Below are 23,200 nucleotides of genomic sequence, written 5' to 3' on the forward strand. Positions count from 1 at the left end.
CATGAAAGCCGAATACGACCTCTCCAAGCTCAAAGCTCGAAAAAATCCCTATGCATCCAAGCTCAAGAAGCCTGTGACGATGCGTCTGTCAGAAGACGTTGTTGTTTATTTCAAAAGCATGGCAGATGACGCGGGGGTTCCCTATCAAAGCCTCATCAACTTGTATTTACGCGACTGCTTGGCCAATAACCGCAAAGTACAAATCAACTGGCCTAAGCTGGCTTAAACACCCAAAGCCTTGCGATACCCCCCCACCCCCTTCACATAAGCCAACAATTCCCCAAAAAACGGATGCCTGCCAAGCGTGGACGAATCGCCCACCAGCAGCAGCTTGCGCCGTGCGCGGGTCATGCCCACGTTCATGCGGCGGATGTCAGACAGAAAGCCGATCTCACCTTGGGCGTTGCTGCGCGTCAAGGTGATGGCAATGATGTCGCGCTCTTGGCCCTGAAACGAATCGACGGTGCCCACGCTGAGCCTGCGTTGCAGCAACAAGTCGTTCAGCATGGCGCTGTCTTCGATGGCGTCTTTCAAATAGTTGATTTGGGCGCGGTACGGCGCAATCACGCCTATGGTCAGCGGGCGCTGGTCTGCTGCAGTGGGCTCCCCCAGCACCAACAGTTGCGCCAAGCGCTCCAGCAGCAAGTGGGCTTCTTCGGGGTTGGCGGTTGAACGGCTCTCAGGAATGGCCAGTTCTTGATAGCCGCAGCCCGCCGTGTCGATGAATTCCACAGGCAGGTCGTGCGAAAAACGTGGGTCATCAAAGCGCGGGTCGTAAGCGGCCAGGTCAGCGTCGCGCACGCTGGGGTGCGCCACCAGTTGGCCGCCATAAAACTTCTCGGAGCTGAAGCCCATGATGTGCGCGTGCATGCGGTATTGCACCTTCAGCATGCGGGCCGTGCCCGGTTGGCGCTGGATGCACTTTTCAAACAGGGTTTCGCGCAGGCCTTCGCGGGCGGCTTTTTCGCTTTTGACGGTGGGCGGCAGCTGGTGGTGGTCGCCCGCCAACACCAGGCGCTGGCCCTTGGCAATGGGAATCCAGCAACCCGGCTCCAAGGCCTGGGCGGCTTCGTCAATGAAGACGGTCTCAAAGCCCAGGTGGCGAATGTGGCGGTGGCTGGCGCCCACCAGCGTGCAGGTGATGACCTGCACCGACTCGAGCACGTCCTCGGTCATGAAGCGTTCCAAGTCGTCGGCGGCTTGCCGCAGCGTGCGGGCTTCTTCGCGCAGCCATTGGCGGCGCTCTCGCTCCTCAAAGCCAAAGTTGCGCACGCGTTCGCTGGCGGCCACTCGGTGCTGCTCGGCGGTTTGGCGCATGGCGTGCATCTTGGCGTAGCTGGCGTGGGCCATCACCCCAGCGTCCAGCGTGTGTTTGAGCAGCAGATCCGACACGCGGCTGGGGTTGCCCAGGCGGATCACATTCACACCGCGCTCGGCCAGCTTTTCGGTCAGCAGGTCCACGGCGGTGTTCGAGGGGGCGCACACCAGCACGCGCCGCTCGCGCCGGATGGTTTCCAAAATGGCTTGCACCAGCGTGGTGGTTTTGCCCGTGCCGGGCGGGCCGTGGATGATGGCCACGTCTTGCGCCGTGACCACATGGCGCACAGCGGCCAGTTGCGAGTCGTTAAGGGCACTGGGGTACAACAGGTCGTCGGCTTGGGGCTCGCGAAAAGTTGCCTGCCGGGCACCCAGCAGCACGTCGCGCAGTTCGGCCAAGCGGTTGCCGTGGGCGGCCATGACCGCGCTCAGGGCCTGGTTCATCTCGCGGTAGCTGACCTCGTCAAACGTCAGGTCAATGCCCAATGTGCTTCCGTCGAGGCTGCTGCCGTCCCGCACCCAGTCGGGCAGAGCTTCTTTGGTGGTGGCCAACAGCAGCTTGTTGCGCCGCACGCGGGTCACCACGCCGCTCACCACGGGCCGGTCTGGCCCCGAGTAGCCGGGCGCACCGCTGAACAGCGCCGCCGCCGCCCCCACCTGAAACAAATGCAGGTCTTGCCGATGCGCAGGCCGCTCCAGCTCCAGCAACACCTTGCCGCCAAAACCGATGTCTTCTTGGGTGATGGTGACGGGGTACCAAGTCAGGCCACGCCGACGCCGCTCTTTGATGCTGGCACTGGCGTTCTTGAGCTTGAACTGCGCCTGGTCTTCCTGTTGCTCCAGCTGCATGAGGGCACGCACATGGCGAAGTTCACGTTCAACAGAAAGATGTGCAGTGGGGGTGGGGTCTTGGTCGGCCAAAAGGGAACGCAAAGGGGAAAAGGGGAAAAGGGGTGGACGCGACTCTAACCCAATGGGATGGGCTTTAACGCGGCACCTTGTGCGTGACGAATTTCACGAGGCCTTCGCTGGCTTCTTCGATCAAATCCAGCACATGCTCAAAGCCCTGGTCTCCACCATAATAAGGGTCGGGGATGACCGGGGCCTGTGTGGTGAGCAAAAACTCCGCCAAGCCCCGGATCTTGTGTTGGTGCTCCGCGGGGCATCTTTCTTCCAAAAGTGCGCGGTTGTCCCAATCCATGGTCAAGAGCAAATCAAAGGTTTCAAAGTCACTGTCCACCACCGGCCTGGCCCTCAGGTGCGCCAGCTCGTAGCCTCTTTTGAGGGCATGCTTTTGGCTGCGTTCATCGGGCGGCGCGTCGGGGTGGAAGTTGTGTGTGCCAGCCGAGTCCACCTGAACTTTGTGCAAAAGGTTTTGCTCAGTCAGCCGTTTGAAGAAAACAGCTTCTGCTGTGGGGCTTCGGCAGATGTTGCCCATGCAGACAAACAGGATTTTGTAAGCGGTTTCGTTCATGTCGTGCGGGGTCTGGTGGTGGGTGTGTAGGGTCAAAAAAACCTGCTCAAAGCTTATGGCAAGCAGCCAGGTGGATGGCACAGGCTTGGGGCTATCCCCCCAATGGGTTCTGGGGAATAGGCGTGTCGGGGCACACTCTCACCATCAGGCGCAAACAAGGGGTTTGTTGCGCCACCATTGACACCAAGGGGAAGTGCCGTGGAGGCCAAATTTGCTGAGCGTCTTGCCAGCCTTTCAGAAGGGGACATTTCCGCCATCATTCAAATGGCTTGGGAAGACCGGACCGCGTTTGAAACGATTCAAGAGCGCATGGGTTGGTCAGAGCCGGACGTCATTCGCCTCATGCGGCACGAGCTGCAGCCCAGTTCTTTTCGGATGTGGCGCAAGCGCATGAAAGGCCGCACCACCAAACACCGGGCACTGCGCAGCCCCGACATGAAGTTTGACGACCAATCGATCGCAGACCACCGACGCGCCAACTGCTGATGCAAAAAATGCTCTTGAGAACCCACTTGGCATGGATTAACATTGTTGCAACAGGAGGTCTTTGATGGAAATTGCAATTCGGAACATCGGAAACAGCAAAGGCGTGGTGCTGCCTAAGCCGTTTCTGGCCCAAGTTGGGCTGGACAGACAGGCGACCGCCATCATCGAGGTGGAAAACGGCACCATCGTCTTGCGTAAACCCGCCAAGACCGTTCGTGCTGGCTGGGCAGAGGCTGCTGCTGCCGTGTCCGCCAAGGGCGAAGATGCGCTTTTGATGGGTGAGTTCGGCAACTTGGAAGATGAGGAGTTGGGCTGGTGAAGCGCGGCGAGATTTGGCTGGTGAACCTCGACCCGACCGTGGGCAGCGAAATCAAGAAGTCGCGGCCCTGCGTGGTGCTGTCGCCGGCAGAGTTGAATGACCACCTGCGCACCGTGATGGTGGCGCCCATGACCTCAAAGGGTTTTGCCGCACCGTTCCGGGTACCGGTCACCCATGCGGGCACCAAGGGCTTGATCGTGCTGGATCAGCTACGGACGGTTGACAAGCTCCGTTTGGTCAAGCGGCTGGGCGCTGTGTCCGCCAAGACCTTGACTGCCGCACTGACCACACTGCAGGAAGTGTTTGCGGAATAAAAAAGGAAAGCCTTGGCGGCCTGCTTGACTGCTGCGCCCTCAGCCCCGATTGCCATCGCCCGCCTGCGCTGAAGCGGGCAATCCAAAGACCCGGTCAAAGCACCAGGTGAACGCGATGGCATAGAAGAAAAAGAAAGCCAGCAGGCCCAAATTGGCCAGCAAGGCAGCGGTGAGCGAAATGTCGAGCCACAGCGACATAACGGGCAAAAGAATGATCACCAAGCCGCCCTCAAAACCCGCCCCATGGGCCAGCCGCCTGACAAAAGAGCGGCCACGCACCGATTGGCGCGACTCCCAGCGCTCAAAGAGCCAGTTGAAGACGTAGTTCCACGTCAGCGCAATGCTCGACAACACAACCGCCAGGCCCAAGGTGGAGGTGGGCGACTTATCAAAAGCCACGCTCAACACGGGCCCGACCACAGCGATGGCCATGGCCTCGTACAAAAGGGCTTGCGCAACGCGGCGGGTGGTGGGGGTCATGTTAGCGAACGCGGTGAGGTGGCAAGCAAGGAAAGAACACTAGCAGGCGCGTGTTTCAGAAGTTAACACGTCATGCTCGTCAGGCGCTTGGCCACCCTGACGGCTCAAGAATGCCAGAGCGGCACTCACATCTCCAACTCCTTTAACGCTCAAGGCCAATGATTCAGCTTGGGGGGTTGGGCTGGTGCACAAGGGGTTCAGGTCTAGCTCGCTAGAGCGAAAGGCTGACATATCGTTTGTCGATTTTTTAATGGATGCTTTATGTTTCATTAAATTACTCGTATCGCTAATCTATCTGACTTCAAGACGCTTATGGGAGTTAATCGTGAAAGCATCTTCACGCGATTTGATTTTATGGGCAGCCGGCCTGCCTTTGTAATGCGGTCGAATTGCCTTGTAACTTATAATTCACATGTTTAAAGTTCGTGATTACCTGACCGCACAAGGCGATGACCCTGATGCATTGAGGTTGATGTCACTTGCGGATCGACAAGCCAGAGCCCGAATTTTGATTCGTGTCGGCCGAATGCCCAGCGGCAATTTTGGCGATGTGAAACCGGTTGGTGAAGGCGTTTGGGAAGCCCGAATTGATTGGGGGCCGGGGTACAGGATTTACTACGCACAGGCCGGACAGCGCTTGATCTTGCTGTTGGTCGGAGGCGATAAACGAAAACAGCAAACGGACATTGAACAGGCCCACCGTTACTGGCTGGACTGGCAACACAGGAGAAAGCTCAAATGAACAGCGGAACCAGCCGCCCGCATGACGAAGCCGTTGTGGAGATGCTCAAAGCCGATCCTGAGTTTGCCAACGAGTACCTCGCTGTTGCACTGGAGCAAGCCGATCAACCCGGCGGGCAACAGGCTTTGTTGGCAGCTTTGCGGCACATTGCTGAGGCGCAAGGCATGTCAGCGGTGGCCGAGAGAGCGGGCATGCCCCGCGAAAGCCTGTACCGGGCACTCAGTCCACGCGGCAACCCCACACTCAAAACTTGGTTGGCGGTGCTGAACGCCACCGGACTGCACTTGTCGGTGGTGCGGCCCCACTGACTTGATTCACTGCCGCGCCGTGCGCACATTGGGCGGCAATGCGCCCGGTGCGCTGGTGCGCCAAGGGTTGATGTCCAGCCCGCCACGGCGGGTGTAGCGGGCGTACACCGTCAGCTTGGTGGGTTTGCAGCGCGTCCAGATGTCCATGAAGATGCGCTCGACGCATTGCTCATGGAACTCGTTGTGGTTCCTGAAGCTCACGATGTATTGCAACAAACCCGCTTGGTCGATTTGCGGGCCGCTGTAGGTGATCTGCACGCTGCCCCAGTCGGGCTGGCCTGTGACCAAACAATTGCTTTTGAGCAAGTGGCTCACCAGTGTTTCACTGACTGGCTGCTCGTCTTGGTTGGCGATCAGCAAGTCGGGCGCGGGCTGGTAGCGGCTGCACTCGATGTCCATGCGGTCCAGGTTCAGGCCATCAAGCTCGTGCACGGGCTCGGCGTCAAACTGTTCTTGCAGCAGCAGCTTCACGCCCACGCTGGCTTGCATGTTGCCGCCATGCCAGATGGCTGCGCTGATGTCGCGGCGGATCATGTCGCGCACCACGTCGGCGCTCTCCAGCCGCGTGTTGTTGAAGCTGTTCAGGTACAACTTGAAGGACTTGCTCTCGACGATGTGCGTGCTTTCGGCAGGCACGGTGATGTGGGCCAGCGCCACCTGCGGCTTGCCCTTGGTGTTGAGCCAGGACAGCTCAAACGCGGTCCACAAATCGGCCCCAAAAAACACAGGCTGCCCGGTGACGCCGATCTCGGCACGCTTGGTGGCGCGGGGGATGGGGAACAGCAGGCTGGCGTCGTACTGGTCGACATAGGCGCTGGACTTGCCCAGTTGGGATTGCTCTGGCGAGTTCATGCTCATGCTTGCACCTTGCGACGGAAAACGAGACGGTCGGGCTCGGACACCTTCGGATCGTAGGCGTAGCCTTCGAGGTCAAAGCCCAGCAGACCTTCAGGGTGGGTGATCTTGTTTTGGATGGCAAAGCGGGCCATCAGGCCACGCGCCCGTTTGGCGTTGAAGCTGATGATCTTGTATTTACCGCCTTTGAAGTCTTCAAACACGCATTCGATCACACGCGCCTTGAGGGTTTTGCGGTCGACCGACTTGAAGTATTCCTGCGAGGCCAGGTTCACGATGACCGGGGTTTTGTCTTTGGCCAGCTGGGCGTTCAGGTAATCGGCAATTTGCGGCCCCCAAAATTTGTAGAGGTTGCTGCCCTTGTCGGTTTGCAGCGTGGTGCCCATTTCCAAACGGTAAGGCTGCATCCAGTCCAGCGGGCGCAGCACGCCGTACAGGCCACTCAAAATGCCCACATGGGTTTGCGCCCAGTCCAGGTCTTGCGCTGACAAGGTCTTGGCGTCCAGGCCTTCGTACACGTCGCCATTGAAGGCCAGAACGGCTTGCTTGGAATTTTTGGCGGTGAACTTAGGCGCCCAAGCTTCGTAGCGGGCCACGTTCAGGGCCGACAGCGCGTCCGACAGGTCCATCAGCTCGGCGATTTGCTGGGGTGACTTTTGGCGCAGCACTTCAATGAGGGCCTGCGATTGCGGCACGAACTGCGGCAGCGTGTGGGGCACGCCCGCTGCGGGGGTTTCGTAGTCCAGAGACTTGGCGGGTGACAATAGGAACAACATGCTCGACATCCTTTACCTTGACGATTATCTGGCAGCCGTGACCAAGCCGCCGGGCCTGCTGGTGCATCGCACTGGTTTGGATGCGGGTGAAACCCGATTTGCCTTGCAAATGCTGCGCGACCAACTCGGCCGCCCGGTCTGGCCCGCACACCGCTTGGATAAAGGCACCAGCGGTGTGCTGTTGTTTGCGCTGAACGCCGAGGTCGCTCGCACGCTGGGCCAAGCCTTTGAAAGCGGCGATGGCCTGCAAAAAACTTACCGCGCCGTGGTGCGCGGCTGGCCCGCCGATGAAGGCTTGATCGACCACCCCTTGAAGCGCATGCCCGACGACATGCGCACCGAGCGGCTGGAGGTACAACCCGCCCAAAGCCGCTTTGCCACCTTGCGCCGCTTTGAACTACCTCTATCGCAGCAAGGCTTTGCCAGCACCCGCTGCGCCGAAGTGGCGCTGCAGCCCCTGACAGGCCGTCGCCACCAGCTGCGCCGCCACATGAAGCACATCGCCCACCCCATCATTGGCGACGCGACGCACGGCAAAGGGCCACTCAACCGGGCCGTGGCCGAGTTGCTGGGGCATCAGCGGCTGTGGCTGCATGCACACAGCCTGACGCTGCCCCACCCGGTGAGCGGAGAGATGCTGCTTTGGGTGTCGCCGCTGCCAGCAGAATGGTCGCTTTGGGACACTTTCGCTTGAAATGCCCACACAGGCTCAGTGCTTGTTGTCACCCAGCGGATAAGGCACGGCACAAGCCTTGCCTAAGATCGCGACCAGTTTGGCCTTTTGGCACCCTGCCCCCTTTGGCCTTCACCCTTTCGAGACCCCATGAGCCTTCTTTTCACGCCTTTCACCTTCGACGCGCCCTCTGGCCCCCTCACCCTGCCCAACCGCATCGTGGTCGCGCCCATGTGCCAGTACTCGGCCGATAACGGTCAGGCCACCGACTGGCACCTGACACACTGGACCAACATGCTCAACAGCGGCGCGGGCCTGTTCACCATCGAGGCCACCGCCGTGTCGGCTGTGGGCCGCATCAGCCCCGGCTGCCTGGGCCTGTGGGACGACGCGACACAAGCGGCGCTGGGTGACAAACTGGACCGCGCCCGCCGCTTGGCCCCGCACATGCCCGTGTGCATCCAAATCAGCCATGCAGGCCGCAAGGCTTCGAGCGCCGCACCTTGGGACGGCGGCATGCTGATCGCCCCTGAAAACGGCGGCTGGCAGACCGTGGCGCCCAGCGCCCTGCCCCACTTGCCGCAAGAAGCCGCGCCAACCGAACTGAGCTTGGCCGACATCGCGCAAATCAAGGCCGACTTCGTCAACACCGCCCGGCGCAGCCTCGCGCTGGGCATCGAGGCGGTGGAACTGCACGCCGCGCACGGCTATTTGCTGCACCAGTTTTTGTCCCCCATTTCCAACCAGCGCAACGACGCTTATGGCGGCAGTTTTGAAAACCGCATCCGCTTTCCGCTGGAAGTCTTCAAAGCGGTGCGCGAAGCCTTTGGCGGCACGTTGGGCATGCGCATCTCGGGCACCGATTGGGTGGACGGCGGCTGGACGGTCGAAGAAACCGCCGCCTTGTCGGCGCAACTCAAACAAGCCGGGGCGCAGTTTGTGCACATTTCATCAGGCGGCGTCTCGCCCCTGCAAAAAATTGCTTTGGGGCCAGAGTACCAAGTGCACTTGGCCAAAGCGGTCAAAGACGCATCGGCCCTGACCACCATCGCCGTGGGCCTGATCACCGAGCCCGCCCAAGCCGAAGCCGTGCTGCAGCGTGGCGACGCCGATTTGGTGGCGCTGGCACGCTCGTTCCTTTACAAGCCGCGTTGGGGCTGGGAAGCGGCTGTGGCCCTGGGTGGCACGGTCGACTCACAACACCAATACTGGCGCAGCCTGCCCCGCGAAGCCAAAAACATTTTCAACGATGCCAAGATTGGCATGCGCTAATTTTTTAAAACCACTGCAAGAGAGAGACATGAACACTCGCCGTCAATTTTCCAAACTGCTGGCTGTGGCCAGCCTGTGCGCCCCCCTGGCCTTGATGGCACAAGCTTTCCCCAGCAAGCCCATCAACCTGGTCGTGCCCGTGCCACCCGGCGGCTTGGTCGACACATCCGCACGCCTGATTGCTGAACCACTGGGCCGCTTGATCGGCCAGTCCATCGTGGTGGAAAACAAGGGTGGTGCCAGTGGCAACCTGGCCTACCAGCAAGTGGCTCGCGCCCCCAAAGACGGCCACACGCTGCTGGTGTCGTACTCGGGTTACCACGTCGCTAACCCGATCCTCATGAGCAAGCTGCCTTGGGAGTTGAAAGACCTGACACCCGTGGGCCTCATCACCGTGGCCACCAACGTGGTGGCCGTGCACCCCTCGGTGCCCGTGAACAACATGAAAGAGTTCATTGCCTACGTGAAACAAAACCCGGGCAAGCTGAACTACGCCTCGCAAGGCAATGGCTCGGTCTCGCACATTGGCACCGAAATCTTCAAACAGCAAACCGGCGTGAGCTTGGTGCATGTGCCTTACAAGGGTTCGGGCCAGGCCATTGCCGACGTGCTGGCAGGCCAAGTGCAAGTCTTCATGACCACGCCGCCTTCGGTGATGCAGCACATCCAGGCGGGCAAGCTCAAGGCGCTGGCCGTCACCGGCAAAAAACGCCATGCGGGCATGCCCCAAGTGCCCACCATGGCCGAAGCCGGTTACCCCAACTTTGACCTCGAGTCGTGGGTGGCTTTGTACGCCCCCTCCGGCACGCCCGCTGCTGCAGTGAACCAACTGGCCGATGCCGTCAAGCGCAGCCTGGACCTTCCCGAGAGCAAGCAACGCGCCGACCAAGCGGGCATTGAAGTACGCTTTGTGGCCCCCACTGAGATGACCAAACTGCTGGACCGCGACATCGCCGACTGGACGCAAGCCATCAAGGCCGCCAACATCAAACTGGACTGACAAAAAAGCCCCGCACGGGCGGGGCTTTAACAAAGGCCAAAAAACCCAAGCCCCAGCGGCCATGCCGCTGGGGCTTTTTTTTGCTTTATGCAGCGATCAGCTGCTGTGCCAGCGCATGCAAACGCGTGCCGGGCCGGGTCAGGTCGGTCACGATGCTGAAGTGGTTCAGGCCCGCCAGGTCTTCACAGACGGGCACGGTTTTGGGGCCCCAGGCTTGGTGGATCAAACGGTTGTGGCGCAAGAACTCAGGGCTTTCGTCGCCTCCGGCCACTGTGTACAGCACGCCGTGGCGCGGACGCTGCCATTTTGCCGGGCTGCACATGCGCACATGCGCGGGCGTGAGGCGCAAGTCACCCTGCACAAATGGGGTTTTACGCATGGGCTCCAGGTCAAACAGGCCCGAGATGGACAAAGCTTTGCGCACCAAGCCAGCGGGCACATCGCGGCCCAGTTTTTTCCAGTCGCAGCCCAGCAACATGGCCGCCAAGTGTCCGCCTGCCGAGTGACCGATCACGGTGATGTTGCCTCGGTCACCACCGTGTTCTGCGATGTTCCGCCCCACCCATGCGGTGGCCTTGACCATTTGCAAGGCGATGTCGGGGATGGTGACGGCTTGCTCGGGCGTGCCAGGGCACAGTGCGTAATTGACCACCACCACGCAAGCGCCCATGTCATGCAATGCGGGCGCCACAAACGAGTGGTCTGATTTGTCGAGGCTGCGCCAGTAGCCGCCGTGGATGAAGATCACCACCGGAGCGTTCGGCTGTTTGGCCGGGAAAATGTCCAACGTCTCGCCCAGGCCATCGCCATAGGGCACATCGAGCAAGGGCTTCAGCTCAGCACGGGCCAAGGCCGAGGCGTTTTGCCAGTGCGCAAAGTGGTTCGCAAAGTCGGGCACCAAGGCCCGGTTGTTGTACATGCTGTCATGCCAAACGGCGTCTTTTTTAGGCATCTGCGTCTCCAATTTTTTGTATCTGAACCACCAACTTGGTACCCAAAGCGTCAGATTTTCATTTCCAGACGCAGCTGCACATTGCGCCAGTTCGGCGTGGTGTTGCGGGAGGTTTCGCTCACGCCGTTGCCGCTGTAGGTGGACGCGGTCAGGTAGTCGCGTGGGGTGAGGTTGCTCACCGTCAGGCGCAAAGCGGTGGCCGCAGAAAAGCGCCATTGGCCATACACATCCAGCACGCGTTTGGTGCCTTGGTAGGCCCACTGCTGCTCACTGCGGCGGGTGTCGTAGTCGGGGTTCCAGTTGACGTTGCCGCCCACCGTCAGCGGGATGCTGCGCACCCGGTAGTCGGCCCCCAAGTTGGCCGTCATGCCGGGCTGTTGGTCGAGCCGGTTGTCGGGGCCGGGCACTTGCTTGACCCGGGAGCTGAACAGGCTCAGATTGCTGCGGATGTCCACAGGCAAGGCCCCAGCCCGCACCTGGTCCAAACGGAACTTGGCTTCGAGCTCGATGCCCTGCGTGGTGGCATCGCCCAAGTTGATGGGCGAGGACACCCAGCGGTCTTGACCGGGCGCCCAAGAGGGGCTGTTTTGCTGAGCCACGGTGTAGCGGATCAGGTCGCTGATCTGGCGGTGAAACACGTTGGCGCTGAGCACGCCACCGCCGCTCAGGTAGCGCTCAAAGGCCATATCGATGCCGGTGGCCATTTCGGGCTTCAAGTCGGGGTTGCCGACACGGTCGGGGCGGGTGGGGCTGTTGGCCTCGCGCGAGGGCACGGGCCGTGCCACCAGGTTGTAGAGGGTGGGCGTTTTGTAGCTGCGTGTCAGGCTCATGCGCACCTGATCGCGCTTGGCCGGGTCGGGCTTCCACAAGGCGTGCAGCAAAGGCGTCCAGACCGAGCTGGTGTTGGACTTGAGGCCCAACTCACTTGTGCCTTCGGTCAGGATGGATTCGTAGCGCAGGCCGGTATAGGCCGACCAGTTGGCGTTGATCTTGAATTCGTCTTGTGTGTAAGCGGCCCAGCGCAAGGTGCGGGCGCGGATGTCGCCACCGTCCTCGTCGACTGCGGCGTTGGCCTCTTCCACACGGCGCACCGTTTCGAGCTCCAGACCGCTCACGATCTGGTGTCCGTTGTCCATGGCGCGGGTCCATTTGCCGTTCAGGCTGCCCGTGCGGTCGACAAAGTTTTGTGTCTCAAAGCTGTTGAACAGCAGCACATCGGCTGCCCCCGTCTGGTCCAGGCGAAAGTCGTACTTGGACTGGCCCAGACCAAAGCGCACCTCCAGCCGGTCATCGGCCGACAGGCGCTGGGCCCATTGGCCGTTCAAACGGGCCATGGCAAAAATGCTTTGGTTCAGTGTCTGGGCGCTGTCGGTGCGCAAGCCGCCCTCAGTCTCGCGGATCTGCACTTGCCCGGGGCTGGTGTAATCCGAATACACCACAAAGGGGGTGAGCGTGAGGGTACGGCCCTGCTCACCTTTCCACTGCAAGCGGGCATTGCCATGCAGGGCTTTGCGGCGGCCCACCGATTCATTGAAACGGATGCGGTCATCGCCAGGCTCTGAGGTGATGACCGATGTGCTTTCGTCTGGCCGGTACTGGTCCATCAAGGACAGGGTCACGGTGCCGCTCAAGGGCTGGGTCTTGAGGTTGTGCACCCAGCTGAGCATGGACGAGCCCTCGCCATGCTCTTGGCTGCGGGTGATTTTGAGGTCATCGGGGTTGGCTTTTTGACCCTCGCGCAGGACGATGTTGATGGTGCCGGCAATGGCCCTGGCCCCAGTTTCGGCCGTGGGGGCACGCAAAATCTCGATTTTTTCGACCTGCTCAGGGGTGAGTGTGTCGATGGAAAAACCTGGCGGCACGCGCTCACCGTCGAGCAGGATCTGGGTGTAGCCACCGCCCAGGCCCCGCATCCGAATGGCGCCGCCTCGACCGGGCGCACCTTGGACCGTGACACCCGGCAAGCGCTTGAGCACCTCACCCAATGTGGAGTCGCCTTGTTTTTCGATCTCTTCGCGACCAATGACGATTTTGGAGGCCGAAGACTCACGGCGCACCTCGGTGTCGTTGTTGCGGTTGCTGCGGATCTCAACCTGGCCCAGATCGGCCGTGGCAGATGGCGTGGCGCTGGACGCCGCAGGGGCAGGGCTTTGAGCCCAAGCCCAGACAGGCAGCCAATACAGGACGACCCCAGCGAGCAGCAGGCTGTGGGTCAGGGGATGAAGGTTGGGATGGGGTTGAAGTGAACGCATCCACACATTTTGACAGCGCCCGGCTACACATGTGTGAAGCCTCTGTAAAAGCCGGGGTCAGCCTCAGGTCCCGTCCGGGACCTGTGCAGGGCCTGGGTTGGGGGCAGCCCCCCAAGCATCACCCTTCGGATTTAAACAGCGCTGCGACCTTGCGCTTGGGCTTGATGTTGGCCGAGATGGACGAGCGTGGTGCTTTGGGCACGGCGTCCCAGCTCGGCGAAACGTCGGCAGAGGGTGCCTCGTAAGGCTTGCTGAAGAAGGGGTCGCGGTTCACGGGTGCGGGGCGGAAGCCGCCTCGGCGCTCGCGCGGCGCGTCCAGGGCGTCACGCGGGTCAAACTCTTCGCGGCGACGGCCTTCGGAGGCGCGGGCACGCGGGCGGTCTTCGGCGCGGGTGCCCCACTTCTCGGGCGCGGGGCCAGTGGGTGCCGTGTCCAGCTGCAGGGTTTCGACGTCCAGCTTTTTCTTGATCAGCTTTTCAATGTCGCCCACCAAACGGGCGTCAGAAGGGCTGACCAATGTCACGGCCAAGCCGGAGGCGCCAGCGCGGCCTGTGCGGCCAATGCGGTGCACATAGTCTTCGGCGTTGAAGGGCACATCGAAGTTGAACACGGCGGGCACATCCTTGATGTCCAGACCACGCGCGGCCACGTCGGTGCACACCAGCAAATCGACTTCGCCCTTTTTGAAGGCTTCCAGCGCTTTCAGGCGCTCGTCTTGGCTCTTGTCGCCGTGCAAAGCAGCTGTGCGCAAGCCCTCGCGCTCCAATGAGCGGGCAAGGCGGCCGCAGCCGAGCTTGCTGTTCACAAAAATGAAGGCCTGCTTGATGCCCCGGTCGTCCAGCACCTTGCGGATCACACGGCGCTTGTCATCGTCTAGGGCGGCGTAAAAACGCTGTTCCACTGTGGACGCCGTCTCGTTGGGGCGGGCCACTTCGATGGTGATGGGGTTTTGCAGGTAACTGCCGGCCAGGCGCTTGATCTCGGGCGAAAACGTGGCCGAGAACAGCAGCGTGGTGCGCTGCTTGGGCAAAAAGCTCAGGATGCGCTGCAGATCGGGCAAAAAACCGATGTCGAGCATGCGGTCGGCTTCGTCCAGCACCACATATTCGACCTGGTTGAGCACGGCGTTTTTGGCTTCGATGTGGTCCAGCAAACGACCGGGTGTGGCCACCAGCACCTCAACGCCTTTTTTCAGCTCGAGCGTCTGGGGCTTCATGTCCATGCCGCCAAACACCACCGCACTGCGCAGCTGGGTGTACTTGGCGTACATCTTGATTTGTTGGGCCACTTGGTCAGCCAGCTCACGCGTGGGCAACAACACCAAGGCACGCACTGGGTGACGGGCGGGAGAGGTCGAGGGGTTTTCGTGCTTGAGCAGGCGCTGCAGCAAAGGCAGAGAGAAAGCCGCCGTTTTGCCCGTACCGGTTTGGGCTGCGCCCATCACGTCCTGGCCCGTCAACACCACCGGAATGGCTTGGGCCTGGATAGGGGTCATGGATTCGTAGCCCATTTCGGCCACGGCTCGTGCCAGCGTGGGCGCCAGCGATAAATTGGAAAAAGAGTCGGTCATTAACCCGCTATTGTCGCATTTTGAACTGCCATTGCCAAAAATGGCAGACGAGACCCGCAAGCCGAGCCCCAAGTGGGGAGCGATCTGCCCCGGACGCGGCCGTCAAGCCAAGCGGCGGCGCAGCGAGGGGAAGGCGGATTTTTTGTGGGGCACTTTGGCCGTGGGTGTGCTCAGGGCAGCGGCGGCGTTGAGCATGTCAGAGACCAGCGCATCTGCGCGGCTGTGAGCGCCCTGGCGGCTGGCTTCAAAGGCCAAACGGGTGGTTTGGGCCATTTGGGCCACAAAGTTTTGCGGGTAGTCCCGCACCTGAAAACCCCGCAAACTCATCACCTTCATGAAGGCGTTGGCTGCCTCTTCTACGGCACACTGGTATTCCTGGCTGGCTTCTGGAGACATGAGGACCTCTGTCATGGTTGTTTGTTAGAACCCTTACATAACGCAGCTCAAGCCTGAAAGGAATACACAACCGGTATCAAATTGTGTGCGGCTTGGCTTTGAGGCCCTGCAGCACCCCATGGGCCGCCCGGTGTCCGCTGGCGAGGCAAGCGGTCAAAAGATAGCCGCCTGTGGGGGCTTCCCAGTCGAGCATTTCCCCCGCGCAAAACACGCCAGGGCGGGCCGCCAGCATCAAATCAGGCCCCATGGACTGCAGCGCCACGCCTCCGGCGGTGCTGATCGCCTCGGCCACAGGCCGGGCGCACTTGAGGGGCACCGGAAGGGCTTTGATGCGCTTGGCCAGAACATCGGGCTGGGCCAAAGCGTCCGGCGAGCACAACTCAAACAGCAAGCCCATTTTGACGCCGTCCAGCCCCAATCGGCTCTTGAGGTGGCTGCTCAGGCTGCGGCTGCCGCGGGGCCAGGCCACCTCTTTGAGGACCTGCTCGGGCGTTTTGTCAGGCAACAAGTCCAGCAGCAAACGGGCCTGCCCATGCTCGGCCAGACCGTCGCGCAGCCAAGCCGAGGCGGCATAAACCAGACTGCCTTCCAGCCCGGTCTCGGTGATCACAAATTCGCCTTTGCGCTCAAAACGCGCGGGCTGCAAAGCGGCGCCTTGGGCGTCTGGGGCAGGGACGGTGAGCACCACCGACTTGAGCGGATACCCGGAAAACTTAGCCCTAAAGTGCGCGGTCCAGCCCTGACCCTCTCGCCCCAACACATCAAAGCCGCAGTTGGCAGGCTTCAAAGGGGCGACCTCGACACCCTCTTGCTGCAAATGGACCTGCCAAGCACCGTCCGAGCCCAGGTGCGGCCAACTGGCCCCGCCCAGCGCCAGCACGGTGGCCCCGGCTTTCACCCGCAGCGGCGGGGCGTCGTCCCGACGGCCAAACACCAGATGATCGCCTTGCCAGCCCAGCCAACGGTGGCGCATGTGGAACTGCACAGGCACACCACTGGCGGGGTGGCGCAGGCGATGCAGCCAGGCCCGCAGCAAAGGTGCGGCTTTCATCTCGGCCGGGAACACTCGACCCGATGTCCCCACAAAAGTACTCACACCCAAACTCTGCGCCCAGTCGCGCACACCCTGTGCATCCAGCCCAGACAGCCACTGGCTGACCTCGGTCTCGCGTGGGCCAAAACGGGTGTTGAACTGGGCCGAGGGCTCGGCGTGGGTGAGGTTCAAGCCGCCCTTGCCGGCCAGCAAAAATTTACGCCCCACCGAGGGCATGGCGTCAAACAGGTGCACAGACACGCCCGCTTGTGACAACACCTCGGCCGCCATCAAGCCGGCCGGGCCGCCTCCCACAATGGCCACCTCCACTAAAAGCTCTGGTGCGTTTTGAAAATCGGAAGTCGGTTCTGAAAGGCTCATGTCTTAGTGATCTGGCAAGAGGGGGGTGATGCGCGAATGCACCGAGTTTCTGTCAAAATAGAACCACTTTAGCCGCATCTCAATGTTCACAAGGAAAAGGCCATGGCCAGCGATCTGATCAAACACACCACCGACGCCACTTTCGAAGCCGACGTGCTCCAATCGAGCCAACCCGTGGTGGTGGACTTCTGGGCCGAATGGTGCGGCCCTTGCAAAATGATTGCCCCCATCTTGGACGAAGTGGCCAGCGCCTACGAAGGCAAGCTGCAAATTGCCAAGATGAACGTCGACGACAACCGTGACATTCCCGCCAAGTTCGGCATTCGCGGTATCCCCACCCTCATGATCTTCAAAGGCGGCCAACTCGCCGCTACCAAAGTGGGCGCCATGAGCAAGTCGCAATTGACCGCTTTCATCGACCAGCAACTGGCTTGATGCTTCGATGCCCTCCGGCTGGGCCGGTCGTGTCATCCACAAACCGGGCCTGACAGCCCGGTTTTTGTTTTTGGGGCCGCCTGAAAACCTGTCATAATTTCCCACAGGCAACCCGAACACGGGACAGCGCCAAGACTGCCGGAAGCACCAGCCCCTGACCCCGGGCGGCCTCCGGTCCAGAACATTTCCACCCGGTTATCCGAACAACGGTCCCCAGCCGACCGATTCGCCACAGGCCAAATCCCATGCATTTGAACGAACTCAAGGCACTTCATGTGTCCGAACTGCTGAAGCAAGCCGACACGCTCGAAATCGAGAACACCGGTCGCATGCGCAAACAGGAGTTGATGTTTGCCATCATCAAGAAACGCGCCAAAGCGGGCGAACAGGTTTTCGCCGACGGCGTGCTTGAGATCTTGCCAGACGGTTTCGGCTTCTTGCGCAGCCCCGATTCCAGTTACACCGCCTCCACAGACGATATTTACATCAGCCCCAGCCAGGTGAGGCGCTTCAACCTGCACACCGGTGACATGATCGAGGGCGAAGTGCGCATCCCCAAAGACGGCGAGCGCTACTTTGCCCTGACCAAGCTGGACAAGGTCAACGACGACCTGCCCGAGAACAACAAACACAAGGTCATGTTCGAGAACTTGACGCCGCTGTTCCCCAAAGAACAGATGCGCCTGGAGCGTGACATCAAGGGCGAAGAAAACATCACCGCCCGTGTGATCGACATCATTGCCCCGCTCGGCCGCGGCCAGCGGGCCCTGATCGTGGCGCAGCCCAAGTCGGGCAAGACGGTGATGATGCAGCAGATCGCCCACGCCATCACCGCCAACTACCCCGATGTGCACCTGATGGTGTTGCTGGTCGATGAGCGCCCTGAAGAAGTGACCGAGATGCAGCGCAGCGTGCGCGGCGAAGTGATTTCTTCCACGTTCGACGAACCCGCCTCGCGCCACGTGCACGTGGCCGAGATGGTGATTGAACGCGCCAAGCGTTTGGTCGAGTTGAAAAAAGATGTGGTGATCTTGCTGGACTCGATCACCCGCCTGGCCCGCGCCTACAACAACGTGGTGCCCTCCTCAGGCAAGGTGCTGTCGGGTGGTGTGGACGCCAACGCCTTGCAACGCCCCAAGCGTTTCTTTGGTGCGGCCCGCAATGTGGAAGAAGGCGGCAGCCTGACCATCATCGCCACCGCTCTGGTCGATACCGGCAGCCGCATGGACGAGGTGATCTTTGAAGAATTCAAGGGCACTGGCAACTGCGAAATCCATTTGGAGCGCCGTTTGTACGAAAAGCGCGTGTTCCCGGCCATCAACTTGAACCGCAGCGGCACTCGCCGCGAAGAGTTGCTGCTTCAGCCCGAAGTGCTGCAAAAAACCCGCATCCTGCGTCAATTCATGTACAACATGGACGAAATCGAGGCGATGGAGATGGTCTTGAAGAGCATGAAAGCCACCAAGAACAACTCCGAGTTCTTCGACATGATGCGACGCGGCGGCTGATACCCTATAATCGACAGGTTTTGCGGAAAGTGCTCTCAGATAGGCTGTTGAGTGGCTACCGTAGCGAAAATAAAAGGATTTCCCCATGAAAGACGGCATTCACCCCAACTACCGTGAAGTTTGCTTCCAAGACATGTCCAATGGTTTCAAGTTCGTGACCCGTTCATGCGCCAACACCAAAGAGATGATCACCATGGAAGACGGCCGCGAGCTGCCTTGGTACAAGCTGGACACGACCAGCGAGTCGCACCCCTTCTACACAGGCACTCAAAAGTCGGTCGACAACATGGGCGGCCGCGTGGAGAAGTTCCGCAACCGTTTCGGCAAGACCACCACCATCGCCAAGTAATTCGCGCATTGGTGTTCCCCAAAAGGGCAGCCCGGGCAACCGGCCTGCCCTTTTTGCATGGGTCCTGGCCATCTGCTGGGCCCACGCACAAACTGTCGGGTCTTTTTAAAATACGACCTGCAGCGCTCCCCACTTTGCCCCTGACCTGACAGCCCCTGCACTCCGTGAACCTGCCCACCCCCGCCATCGTTGCCCAAAGTGCCGTCCGCAGACTGCCGCGCTTGGCTTTGTTGTTGCTGTGCGTGTCCTACGTATTGGCCGGTTTTTGGGGGCGTGCGCCCTGGAAATCACAAGACCTGGAGTCCTTGGGTTACATGCTGCAACTGGCCCAGCCCGCACTGGGCGAGACGGCCAACTGGTTCAGGCCCAGTTTGCTGGGCCAATACGACCCGCAACTGGCTTTGCTGCCTTATTGGCTGGGCGCGGGTTTTATCGCTTGGGCGCCTCAGGGCTGGGAAGATGTGTTCGCACGGCTGCCCTTTGTGGGCATGTTGGGCCTGACGCTGGCCGCCACATGGTACGCCGTTTACGCCCTCGCCCGCCACCCGGCTGCGCAGCCTGTGGCTTTTGCTTTTGGCGGCGAGGCCAAGCCAAGTGATTACGCCCGCGCCCTGGCCGACGGCAGCCTGCTGGCCTTGCTCGCCTGCCTGGGCCTGGCCCGGTTGGCGCACGAAGCCACGCCTGCGCTCAGCCAACTGTGCTTTGCATCGCTGATTTTTGTGGGCCTGTCCACCTTGCCGCGCTGGCGTGTGAAAAGTGGCTTGGCCGTGGGCCTGGGCATGTTGGGCTTGACGCTTTCGGGGGCACCTAGTGTGGCACTTTGGCTGGGTGTGGGCGGCTCGCTGATCCGCGCTGTGGCCCCCGTCGACCCGGCACAGGGCCGCATGCGCATGCTCGACCTGGGGCTGTTGGCTTTGCTGTGCTTGTTGTGCGTCACCACCGCGGGCGCACTCGATTTGTGGCGCTGGCGAGTGGTGCCACACGAGATGGTAGACGTGCACATCCTGGGCAAGTTGATGCTGTGGTTCACCTGGCCAGCTTGGCCTTTGGCGCTGTGGTCCTTGTGGCGCTGGCGGGCACAACTGAGCCGAGCCTGGCGCTACCCGCACCTGGCCTTGCCTTTGTGGTTTGTGGCCGTCACGGTCGGGGCCACCTGGTTGACCGGCTTGTCAGACCGGGCTTTGCTCCTTGCGCTGCCCGGCATTGCCGCTTTGGCCGCCTTTGCACTGCCCACCCTGCGGCGCAGTCTGGGCGCCTTGATCGACTGGTTCACCCTGCTGTTTTTCAGTTTTTGTTCGCTCGCCATTTGGGTGGTTTGGGTGGCCATGCAAACAGGCTTTCCGGCCAAACCAGCGGCCAACGTGGCCAAGTTGGCCCCGGGGTTTTTGCCGGAGTTTTCTGCCCTGGCTTTTGGTTTGGGCTTGCTGGCCACGCTGGCCTGGGCTTGGTTGGTCAAGTGGCGCATTGGCAGCCACCGCGCTGCGCTCTGGAAGAGCATGATCTTGCCCGCATCTGGCGCGGTACTGTGCTGGCTGCTGCTCATGAGCCTGTGGTTGCCCTTGCTCAACTTTGCCCGCAGCTACGGCCCCACGGTGCAAAAAGTGCAAGTCGTGACCGGTACCGCCTCATGCTTGCAATACGCTGGCATCAGCCAGGCGCAGGGCGCGGCTTTGTTGTTTCATGCGCAGGTGCGCCTGCAAGCGGCCACCACGCCCAGTGCCGAGTGTCCCTGGCTGGTCATGGACGAAAAGAACCTGCCCTTGTTGGAAGACCGCCTCCAGGACCTGGGCTGGACGCTTGAAGCGACCGCTGCCCGACTGGGGGAGCGCAGCGACCGCCTGATGATCTTCCGACCCGCGCAGCCGATCCAAGACACACCCGCCTTGCCAGAACCGGCCAAGAACTGAGCCATGTCTGAGCTGCGCACCATCGCCCGCCATGCAGGCACCGTGCTGGTCGGGCAGCTGGCCGTCATGGCCTTTGGCGTGGCCGACACGGTGATTGCCGGGCGCTACAGCCCGCATGCGCTGGCTGTGCTGTCGCTGGCCTCGTCCATCTACATCAGCATTTATGTGGCGCTCAACGGCATGCTGCAAGCTTTGCTGCCGGTCTGGGCCGAGCTGCATGGCGGCAACCGACACGCTGAAATCGGGCGCTCGGTGCGCCAAGCGCTCTACATCTCGGCGGGCGCAGCGGCCCTGGGCATCACCGGTTTGTGGTTCCCAGACCCTTGGCTGTCTTGGACCCAAGTGCCCACCGAACTGTGGCCCGATGTGCGGGCCTATTTGCGCGTGTTGGCCCTGGCGCTGGTGCCTTCCTTGCTCTTTCGCATGTACAGCACGCTCAACCAAAGCCTGGGCTACCCGCGCTTGGTGACCTGGCTGCAAGCGGGAGCGCTGTTGGTGAAGATTCCTTTGTCGGTGCTGCTGACCTTTGGCGCAGGCGATGTGCCAGGCATGGGCGTGGTGGGCTGCGCTTGGGCCACGCTGGCCGTCAACAGCTTGATGCTGCTCACCGGGCTGTGGCTTTTGCGCACGCAAGACATTTACCGCCCCTATCGGCTGTGGCGTCTGCCCGAAAGACCCCAGTGGTCGGTGCTGCAACACTTTTTGCGCTTGGGCGTGCCCGCTGGGCTGTCCATCATGGTGGAGGTCACGTCCTTTACTTTGATGGCCTTGTTCATTGCCCGCTTGGGCGCTGTGGCATCGGCCAGCCATCAGATTGCGGCCAGCTTGGCCGCCGTGCTGTACATGGTGCCTCTGGCCTTGGGCATTGCCAGCAGCGCCCGCACGGGTTATTGGTTGGGCGCTGGCCAACCCCACCGCGCTCGGCAAGCGGCGGGGCTGGGCATCAGCCTGGCCATCGGCGCGGCGGTGCTGTGCGCTGCGGCCTTGCTGCTGGGCCGCGAGGCGATCGCCCACGCCTTCACCAACGACCCGATGGTGGCCCAAACCGCCATGGTGTGGCTCGCCTGGGTGGCGGTCTACCACCTGGCCGATGCGGTGCAAGCGGTCTGCGCATTTTTGCTGCGCTGCTACCGCATCACCATCGCGCCGCTGCTGATCTACACCGCCTTTTTGTGGGGCTTTGGCTTGTATGGCGGCTACCTGTGGGCCTACGAAGATTCAGTGCTGAGCGGCTGGCTGCAGTGGACCGGCCGCCCGGCCGTGGACACCTTCTGGATCAGCAGCAGCCTGGCCTTGGCTGCGGTGTCGGTGCTGTTTGCGGCGCTGGTGTGGCAGGTCTCGCGGCCTGTGAACCTCACAAGCGCCGTGGATTAAGACTCTCTGCAGGGAATGCGGTCATCAAGGATTCACAAAACACAATGACAGTGGGGGTTTTTGATGTTTTGAATCGACATGACAACCCCGAACGCCATCGACGAAGCCCAAATGCGCCAGCTGCGCGAAGACCTGCTGGACAGCATGGACGAAGAACTGGAATTGGAGCTCGACGACCGTTGGGGCACTGATGCTGCGACCAACGCGGCCCAAGCCGGCGAGCGCATCCGTTACTTTCGCGAACTGCTGCGCTTGCAGTCCGAGCTGGTGATGCTGCAAGACTGGGTGGTCAAAACGGGCCACCGCATGGTCATCCTGTTTGAGGGCCGCGATGCAGCTGGCAAAGGCGGCGTGATCAAACGCATCACCCAGCGCCTGAACCCGCGCGTTTGCCGCGTGGCCGCCCTGCCCGCGCCCAACGACCGCGAGAAAACCCAGTGGTACTTTCAGCGCTACATCTCGCACCTTCCGGCCGCAGGCGAAATTGTGCTGTTTGACCGCAGCTGGTACAACCGCGCTGGCGTCGAAAAAGTCATGGGCTTTTGCAACGACGAGGAATACGAAGAGTTTTTCCGCTCGGTGCCCGAGTTCGAAAAAATGCTGGTGCGCAGCGGCATTCAGCTGGTCAAGTACTGGTTCTCCATCACCGACGATGAGCAACATGCCCGCTTTTTGGGCCGCATCCACGACCCGCTCAAGCAGTGGAAGCTCAGCCCCATGGACCTGGAAAGCCGCCGCCGTTGGGAAGACTACACCCGCGCCAAAGAAACCATGATCGAGCGCACCCACATTCCAGAAGCACCTTGGTGGGTGGTGCAGGCGGTCGACAAGAAAAAGGCCCGCCTCAATTGCATCGACCACTTGCTGGGCATGGTGCCCTACCACGAGGTCGAGCACCCCCAAGTGGAACTGCCAGGGCGGGTGCGCAACCCGGACTACATCCGCCACCCGGTGCCAGCCGAGATGATCGTGCCCGAGAAATACTGAACGCGTTCCCTCCAGATCAACAGGCCCGCATGACGGGCCT

Annotated in this window: 25 protein-coding genes; 15 read left to right on the plus strand and 10 right to left on the minus strand. The window is 61.2% G+C overall.

Annotation, left to right across the window (positions count from 1 at the left end):
• The first annotated feature begins 1 nt into the window (after nt 1).
• Nucleotides 2-226, plus strand: coding sequence for a BrnA antitoxin family protein (locus tag L63ED372_RS10245; RefSeq protein ID WP_062405854.1), 225 nt, complete (start codon nt 2-4; stop codon nt 224-226).
• On the opposite strand, the gene L63ED372_RS10250 is transcribed toward L63ED372_RS10245, so the two are convergent.
• Both L63ED372_RS10250 and L63ED372_RS10255 read right to left on the minus strand, forming a co-directional pair.
• Nucleotides 223-2,250: an AAA domain-containing protein gene (locus L63ED372_RS10250; RefSeq protein ID WP_231624478.1), complete on the minus strand. Its 2,028-nt coding sequence runs from the start codon at nt 2,248-2,250 to the stop codon at nt 223-225. The genes L63ED372_RS10245 and L63ED372_RS10250 overlap by 4 nt on opposite strands.
• Nucleotides 2,251-2,302: 52 nt before the next feature.
• On the minus strand, nt 2,303-2,791 hold the full coding sequence (locus tag L63ED372_RS10255) for a low molecular weight protein-tyrosine-phosphatase (RefSeq protein WP_062405859.1): 489 nt from the start codon (nt 2,789-2,791) through the stop codon (nt 2,303-2,305).
• A gap of 198 nt (nt 2,792-2,989) precedes the next feature.
• Here L63ED372_RS10255 and L63ED372_RS10260 point away from each other — a divergent pair, with 198 nt between their 5' ends.
• The 3 genes from L63ED372_RS10260 (at nt 2,990) to L63ED372_RS10270 (ending at nt 3,910) form a co-directional block, all read left to right on the plus strand.
• Complete coding sequence (locus L63ED372_RS10260; RefSeq protein WP_062405861.1) at nt 2,990-3,277, plus strand: TIGR03643 family protein; 288 nt, start codon at nt 2,990-2,992, stop codon at nt 3,275-3,277.
• A 64-nt stretch (nt 3,278-3,341) separates the two neighbouring features.
• Nucleotides 3,342-3,596, plus strand: coding sequence for an AbrB/MazE/SpoVT family DNA-binding domain-containing protein (locus tag L63ED372_RS10265; RefSeq protein ID WP_062405863.1), 255 nt, complete (start codon nt 3,342-3,344; stop codon nt 3,594-3,596).
• Nucleotides 3,590-3,910 carry a type II toxin-antitoxin system PemK/MazF family toxin gene (locus L63ED372_RS10270; protein WP_062405865.1) on the plus strand — a complete coding sequence of 107 codons (321 nt, stop codon included), beginning with the start codon at nt 3,590-3,592 and terminating at the stop codon, nt 3,908-3,910. Before L63ED372_RS10265 ends, L63ED372_RS10270 begins: the two co-directional genes overlap by 7 nt.
• A 39-nt stretch (nt 3,911-3,949) precedes the next feature.
• On the opposite strand, the gene L63ED372_RS10275 is transcribed toward L63ED372_RS10270, so the two are convergent.
• Nucleotides 3,950-4,390, minus strand: coding sequence for a PACE efflux transporter (locus L63ED372_RS10275; protein WP_062405866.1), 441 nt, complete (start codon nt 4,388-4,390; stop codon nt 3,950-3,952).
• Between the two features lie 412 nt (nt 4,391-4,802).
• On the opposite strand from L63ED372_RS10275, the gene L63ED372_RS10280 reads away from it, so the two are divergent.
• Both L63ED372_RS10280 and L63ED372_RS10285 read left to right on the plus strand, forming a co-directional pair.
• Nucleotides 4,803-5,132, plus strand: a complete 330-nt coding sequence (locus L63ED372_RS10280; protein WP_062405868.1) for a type II toxin-antitoxin system RelE/ParE family toxin — start codon at nt 4,803-4,805, stop codon at nt 5,130-5,132.
• Entirely contained in the window at nt 5,129-5,440 is a 312-nt protein-coding gene (locus L63ED372_RS10285; RefSeq protein ID WP_062405870.1) for an addiction module antidote protein, read from the plus strand. Before L63ED372_RS10280 ends, L63ED372_RS10285 begins: the two co-directional genes overlap by 4 nt.
• A gap of 6 nt (nt 5,441-5,446) precedes the next feature.
• Here L63ED372_RS10285 and queF read toward each other — a convergent pair whose 3' ends face one another.
• Together queF and yaaA are read right to left on the minus strand one after the other, a co-directional pair.
• Nucleotides 5,447-6,292 carry an NADPH-dependent 7-cyano-7-deazaguanine reductase QueF gene (gene queF, locus L63ED372_RS10290; protein ID WP_062405872.1) on the minus strand — a complete coding sequence of 282 codons (846 nt, stop codon included), beginning with the start codon at nt 6,290-6,292 and terminating at the stop codon, nt 5,447-5,449.
• Nucleotides 6,293-6,294: 2 nt separating this feature from the next.
• Complete coding sequence (gene yaaA, locus L63ED372_RS10295) at nt 6,295-7,071, minus strand: peroxide stress protein YaaA (protein ID WP_062407931.1); 777 nt, start codon at nt 7,069-7,071, stop codon at nt 6,295-6,297.
• Between yaaA and L63ED372_RS10300 the strand changes: the two genes are divergently transcribed.
• From L63ED372_RS10300 to L63ED372_RS10310, 3 genes are all read left to right on the plus strand, one after another.
• Complete coding sequence (locus tag L63ED372_RS10300; RefSeq protein ID WP_062405874.1) at nt 7,070-7,765, plus strand: pseudouridine synthase; 696 nt, start codon at nt 7,070-7,072, stop codon at nt 7,763-7,765. The two genes, yaaA and L63ED372_RS10300, sit on opposite strands and share 2 nt — an antisense overlap.
• Before the next feature lie 129 nt (nt 7,766-7,894).
• Nucleotides 7,895-9,016 carry an NADH:flavin oxidoreductase/NADH oxidase gene (locus L63ED372_RS10305; protein ID WP_062405876.1) on the plus strand — a complete coding sequence of 374 codons (1,122 nt, stop codon included), beginning with the start codon at nt 7,895-7,897 and terminating at the stop codon, nt 9,014-9,016.
• A 28-nt stretch (nt 9,017-9,044) separates the two neighbouring features.
• Nucleotides 9,045-10,016 carry a Bug family tripartite tricarboxylate transporter substrate binding protein gene (locus L63ED372_RS10310; protein ID WP_062405878.1) on the plus strand — a complete coding sequence of 324 codons (972 nt, stop codon included), beginning with the start codon at nt 9,045-9,047 and terminating at the stop codon, nt 10,014-10,016.
• 85 nt (nt 10,017-10,101) lie between these two features.
• On the opposite strand, the gene L63ED372_RS10315 is transcribed toward L63ED372_RS10310, so the two are convergent.
• From L63ED372_RS10315 to L63ED372_RS10335, 5 genes are all read right to left on the minus strand, one after another.
• Nucleotides 10,102-10,968: an alpha/beta hydrolase gene (locus L63ED372_RS10315; protein WP_062405880.1), complete on the minus strand. Its 867-nt coding sequence runs from the start codon at nt 10,966-10,968 to the stop codon at nt 10,102-10,104.
• A gap of 50 nt (nt 10,969-11,018) precedes the next feature.
• Nucleotides 11,019-13,220: a TonB-dependent receptor plug domain-containing protein gene (locus L63ED372_RS10320; RefSeq protein WP_062405882.1), complete on the minus strand. Its 2,202-nt coding sequence runs from the start codon at nt 13,218-13,220 to the stop codon at nt 11,019-11,021.
• Between the two features lie 118 nt (nt 13,221-13,338).
• The gene (locus L63ED372_RS10325; protein ID WP_062405884.1) at nt 13,339-14,790 is read right to left on the minus strand and encodes a DEAD/DEAH box helicase; all 1,452 of its coding nucleotides are present in this window, start codon (nt 14,788-14,790) and stop codon (nt 13,339-13,341) included.
• A 102-nt stretch (nt 14,791-14,892) separates the two neighbouring features.
• A complete protein-coding gene (locus L63ED372_RS10330) occupies nt 14,893-15,186 on the minus strand; it encodes a hypothetical protein (RefSeq protein ID WP_062407933.1) in 294 nt (97 codons plus the stop codon).
• Between the two features lie 76 nt (nt 15,187-15,262).
• Nucleotides 15,263-16,600, minus strand: a complete 1,338-nt coding sequence (locus L63ED372_RS10335; RefSeq protein WP_062405885.1) for a TIGR03862 family flavoprotein — start codon at nt 16,598-16,600, stop codon at nt 15,263-15,265.
• A 102-nt stretch (nt 16,601-16,702) separates the two neighbouring features.
• On the opposite strand from L63ED372_RS10335, the gene trxA reads away from it, so the two are divergent.
• The 6 genes from trxA to ppk2 all read left to right on the plus strand — a co-directional run bounded on the left by trxA (nt 16,703) and on the right by ppk2 (nt 23,160).
• Nucleotides 16,703-17,035 carry a thioredoxin TrxA gene (trxA, locus tag L63ED372_RS10340; protein WP_062405886.1) on the plus strand — a complete coding sequence of 111 codons (333 nt, stop codon included), beginning with the start codon at nt 16,703-16,705 and terminating at the stop codon, nt 17,033-17,035.
• 245 nt (nt 17,036-17,280) lie between these two features.
• Nucleotides 17,281-18,543: a transcription termination factor Rho gene (gene rho / locus L63ED372_RS10345; RefSeq protein WP_062405887.1), complete on the plus strand. Its 1,263-nt coding sequence runs from the start codon at nt 17,281-17,283 to the stop codon at nt 18,541-18,543.
• An 85-nt stretch (nt 18,544-18,628) separates the two neighbouring features.
• Nucleotides 18,629-18,892, plus strand: coding sequence for a type B 50S ribosomal protein L31 (locus L63ED372_RS10350; protein ID WP_062405888.1), 264 nt, complete (start codon nt 18,629-18,631; stop codon nt 18,890-18,892).
• 164 nt (nt 18,893-19,056) lie between these two features.
• On the plus strand, nt 19,057-20,799 hold the full coding sequence (locus L63ED372_RS10355; protein ID WP_062405889.1) for a hypothetical protein: 1,743 nt from the start codon (nt 19,057-19,059) through the stop codon (nt 20,797-20,799).
• Nucleotides 20,800-20,802: 3 nt separating this feature from the next.
• Entirely contained in the window at nt 20,803-22,173 is a 1,371-nt protein-coding gene (locus L63ED372_RS10360; RefSeq protein WP_062405890.1) for an MATE family efflux transporter, read from the plus strand.
• A 78-nt stretch (nt 22,174-22,251) separates the two neighbouring features.
• On the plus strand, nt 22,252-23,160 hold the full coding sequence (gene ppk2, locus L63ED372_RS10365) for a polyphosphate kinase 2 (protein ID WP_062405891.1): 909 nt from the start codon (nt 22,252-22,254) through the stop codon (nt 23,158-23,160).
• The last annotated feature ends 40 nt before the right edge of the window (nt 23,161-23,200 follow it).

This window comes from Limnohabitans sp. 63ED37-2 (assembly GCF_001412535.1).
In the GTDB taxonomy this organism is placed as follows: domain Bacteria; phylum Pseudomonadota; class Gammaproteobacteria; order Burkholderiales; family Burkholderiaceae_C; genus Limnohabitans_A.

Excerpts from the sequence above, each read along its gene's own strand:
- L63ED372_RS10245 (WP_062405854.1), top strand. The coding sequence starts at position 2 with ATGAAAGCCGAATACGACCTCTCCAAGCTCAAAGCTCGAAAAAATCCC.
- L63ED372_RS10255 (WP_062405859.1), bottom strand. The coding sequence starts at position 2,791 with ATGAACGAAACCGCTTACAAAATCCTGTTTGTCTGCATGGGCAACATC.
- L63ED372_RS10265 (WP_062405863.1), top strand. The coding sequence starts at position 3,342 with ATGGAAATTGCAATTCGGAACATCGGAAACAGCAAAGGCGTGGTGCTG.
- L63ED372_RS10275 (WP_062405866.1), bottom strand. The coding sequence starts at position 4,390 with ATGACCCCCACCACCCGCCGCGTTGCGCAAGCCCTTTTGTACGAGGCC.
- L63ED372_RS10280 (WP_062405868.1), top strand. The coding sequence starts at position 4,803 with ATGTTTAAAGTTCGTGATTACCTGACCGCACAAGGCGATGACCCTGAT.
- L63ED372_RS10285 (WP_062405870.1), top strand. The coding sequence starts at position 5,129 with ATGAACAGCGGAACCAGCCGCCCGCATGACGAAGCCGTTGTGGAGATG.
- queF (WP_062405872.1), bottom strand. The coding sequence starts at position 6,292 with ATGAACTCGCCAGAGCAATCCCAACTGGGCAAGTCCAGCGCCTATGTC.
- L63ED372_RS10300 (WP_062405874.1), top strand. The coding sequence starts at position 7,070 with ATGCTCGACATCCTTTACCTTGACGATTATCTGGCAGCCGTGACCAAG.
- yaaA (WP_062407931.1), bottom strand. The coding sequence starts at position 7,071 with ATGTTGTTCCTATTGTCACCCGCCAAGTCTCTGGACTACGAAACCCCC.
- L63ED372_RS10305 (WP_062405876.1), top strand. The coding sequence starts at position 7,895 with ATGAGCCTTCTTTTCACGCCTTTCACCTTCGACGCGCCCTCTGGCCCC.
- L63ED372_RS10310 (WP_062405878.1), top strand. The coding sequence starts at position 9,045 with ATGAACACTCGCCGTCAATTTTCCAAACTGCTGGCTGTGGCCAGCCTG.
- L63ED372_RS10315 (WP_062405880.1), bottom strand. The coding sequence starts at position 10,968 with ATGCCTAAAAAAGACGCCGTTTGGCATGACAGCATGTACAACAACCGG.
- L63ED372_RS10320 (WP_062405882.1), bottom strand. The coding sequence starts at position 13,220 with ATGCGTTCACTTCAACCCCATCCCAACCTTCATCCCCTGACCCACAGC.
- L63ED372_RS10325 (WP_062405884.1), bottom strand. The coding sequence starts at position 14,790 with ATGACCGACTCTTTTTCCAATTTATCGCTGGCGCCCACGCTGGCACGA.
- L63ED372_RS10330 (WP_062407933.1), bottom strand. The coding sequence starts at position 15,186 with ATGTCTCCAGAAGCCAGCCAGGAATACCAGTGTGCCGTAGAAGAGGCA.
- L63ED372_RS10335 (WP_062405885.1), bottom strand. The coding sequence starts at position 16,600 with ATGAGCCTTTCAGAACCGACTTCCGATTTTCAAAACGCACCAGAGCTT.
- trxA (WP_062405886.1), top strand. The coding sequence starts at position 16,703 with ATGGCCAGCGATCTGATCAAACACACCACCGACGCCACTTTCGAAGCC.
- rho (WP_062405887.1), top strand. The coding sequence starts at position 17,281 with ATGCATTTGAACGAACTCAAGGCACTTCATGTGTCCGAACTGCTGAAG.
- L63ED372_RS10350 (WP_062405888.1), top strand. The coding sequence starts at position 18,629 with ATGAAAGACGGCATTCACCCCAACTACCGTGAAGTTTGCTTCCAAGAC.
- L63ED372_RS10360 (WP_062405890.1), top strand. The coding sequence starts at position 20,803 with ATGTCTGAGCTGCGCACCATCGCCCGCCATGCAGGCACCGTGCTGGTC.
- ppk2 (WP_062405891.1), top strand. The coding sequence starts at position 22,252 with ATGACAACCCCGAACGCCATCGACGAAGCCCAAATGCGCCAGCTGCGC.